The organism is Alteribacillus sp. JSM 102045 (genome assembly GCF_041949975.1).
In the GTDB taxonomy this organism is placed as follows: Bacteria; Bacillota; Bacilli; order Bacillales; family Marinococcaceae; genus Alteribacillus.
In genome coordinates this window covers 1-2,159 of record NZ_JBHFQG010000079.1, presented here as the reverse complement: position 1 = coordinate 2,159, position 2,159 = coordinate 1, and the positions used below count along the sequence as shown (strand labels likewise).

The window sequence follows — 2,159 nt, the reverse complement described above, 5'->3', positions numbered from 1 at the left end:
GAGTAAAGGAAAGGAAAGGAAGGTTGGCAATAACAACCTTTCTTTCCCTTTCCCTATTATTCCTGATCTATTTAGATGAAAAAAGGAAAAGAGTGTTATAAATGAAAACAATAACCTTTTTGTTATTAATAATGCTTACATTCGGATTTGGATCAGGGTGTGCCGAAAACCAAGGTGAACAAGATAATGAGCTTACAAAGATACACTCAACTAAATCCGTAGACCAATCTCTTTCTAACCAGGCTAAAGAATCTGTCATTGAAAAAGATGAAGTTACAGATGTTAAGGCTGTAAATACAGAAAATGACCTTTTGGTAGCCGCAAAGGTTGGTCATTTTGAACGCTTTCGCATAAAAAGCATTGAAGAAAAAGTAACAGCAGACCTTGAGAAAAAGTATCCAAATAAAAATGTTTACGTATCTACTGATCAAAAAATTATTTGGGAGACAGAAAAACTAGAAAATAAATTACAGGAAGATAAAATCAATCGGAAAAAGTTAAAGAAAGAGATCCAGAGAATTAACGATTTGATGAACAAAAAAACATAGTATAAGGGAGGTTATGCCATGCCCAACAATAAAAAGAAGAATTTAACTCCTGTCCAACAAGAATATCAAACATTTGAAAATGAACGAGAAACAAAAAGACCTCTCTTGGGAAACTGTATTAAAGCCTTTATCACCGGAGGGATCATTTGTTTGATTGGTCAGGGAATTCAAACTTTATACATTTATTTTTTTAACTTTACAGAAGAAACGGCAGATAATCCAACAGTGGCGACGTTGATATTTATTGCATTGCTATTTACAGGATTTGGGTTTTATGATCGAATTTCTCAATTTGGAGGGGCTGGTTCCGCGGTCCCGGTTACCGGCTTTGGAAATGCTGTTATCTCCGCTGCCATTGAGCATCGGTCTGAAGGATTTGTTTTAGGAGTAGGTTCGAACATGTTTAAATTAGCTGGATCCGTCATTTTGTTTGGAACGTTTGCCGCCTTTGTTGTAGCAACGATTAAAACGATCCTTATACAGTGGGGTGGATTTTAATGTTAACCGGACATCGAACATGGGTTTTTGATAAAAAGCCCAAAATCGCTTCTACTGGAACGACAGGCGGCCCTTTTGAGGCAAAAGGATTGTTGGCTGAAGATTTTGATTTCCTCCATTCCGATTTATGGTTAAACGAAGATTCTTATGAAAAGGCTCATAAGGTGTTATTAGAAGAAGCTTGTGAAAGAGCGATTAAAAAAGCTGATCTCCAAAAGGAGCAAATTCAATTTTTTTTAGCAGGTGATCTTATAAACCAAATAACACCAACAAGTTTTGCCGCAGAAACCCTTGGTGCTCCGTATTTTGGATTATTTGGAGCATGCTCCACATCGATGGAAGGACTAGCTCTTGCAGCCTACATTGTAAACACAGGAGGGGCTAATTATATCTTAACGGGAGCTTCGAGCCACAATACAGCAGTAGAAAAACAATTTAGATTTCCAACAGAATATGGGGATCAAAAACCCCCCACTGCCCAATGGACCGTTACAGGAGCCGGAGTTGGCTTAGTTAGTGATAAAGGAAAAGGCCCCGCTATTACTTCTGCTACGATTGGTCGAATTGTAAATATGGGGATGACCGATCCCTACAACATGGGTGGAGCAATGGCTCCCGCTGCCGTAGATACGATTGAAACCCACTTAAAAGAACGGAATATTGACCCTTCATACTATGATTTGATTGTAACTGGAGATCTTGGTCACATAGGAAGAGAAGTATCAATCGATTTGTTTAAAAAACATGGTGTGCCAATCCAGGAGGAAAATTATCAGGATTGTGGACTTATGATTTATCGAGAAGGACAACCCGTTTTATCAGGCGCGAGTGGGGCAGCTTGTTCCGCAACAGTAGTTTACGGACATTTGTTAAATCGTATGAAGAAAGGGGAGATTAAACGAATGTTAGTGATAGCTACAGGAGCTTTATTATCTCCTTTAACGGTTCAGCAAAACGAAACCATTCCATGCATTGCCCATGCTGTTTCAATTGAATATGGAGGTGATTTAGAGACATGATATTTTTTTGGGCTTTTGTGGTGGGCGGATTAATTTGTGTGATAGGCCAAATTATGTTCGATGTTTTTAAATTAACACCGGCCCATACATTAGT

The 2,159-nt window shown here is 38.4% G+C and carries 4 protein-coding genes; all 4 read left to right on the top strand.

What is annotated here, in order from left to right; translation table 11 throughout:
• The first annotated feature begins 101 nt into the window (after positions 1-101).
• Positions 102-548 carry a YhcN/YlaJ family sporulation lipoprotein gene (locus ACE1TI_RS21555; protein WP_375009569.1) on the top strand — a complete coding sequence of 149 codons (447 nt, stop codon included), beginning with the start codon at positions 102-104 and terminating at the stop codon, positions 546-548.
• An 18-nt stretch (positions 549-566) separates the two neighbouring features.
• Positions 567-1,046, top strand: a complete 480-nt coding sequence (gene spoVAC / locus ACE1TI_RS21550; protein ID WP_375009568.1) for a stage V sporulation protein AC — start codon at positions 567-569, stop codon at positions 1,044-1,046.
• Positions 1,046-2,065 carry a stage V sporulation protein AD gene (spoVAD, locus tag ACE1TI_RS21545; protein ID WP_375009567.1) on the top strand — a complete coding sequence of 340 codons (1,020 nt, stop codon included), beginning with the start codon at positions 1,046-1,048 and terminating at the stop codon, positions 2,063-2,065. The genes spoVAC and spoVAD overlap by 1 nt, the downstream gene beginning before the upstream one ends.
• The coding region (locus tag ACE1TI_RS21540; protein WP_375009570.1) for a SpoVA/SpoVAEb family sporulation membrane protein at positions 2,062-2,159 on the top strand (98 nt) is incomplete at its 3' end. The genes spoVAD and ACE1TI_RS21540, both read left to right, overlap by 4 nt.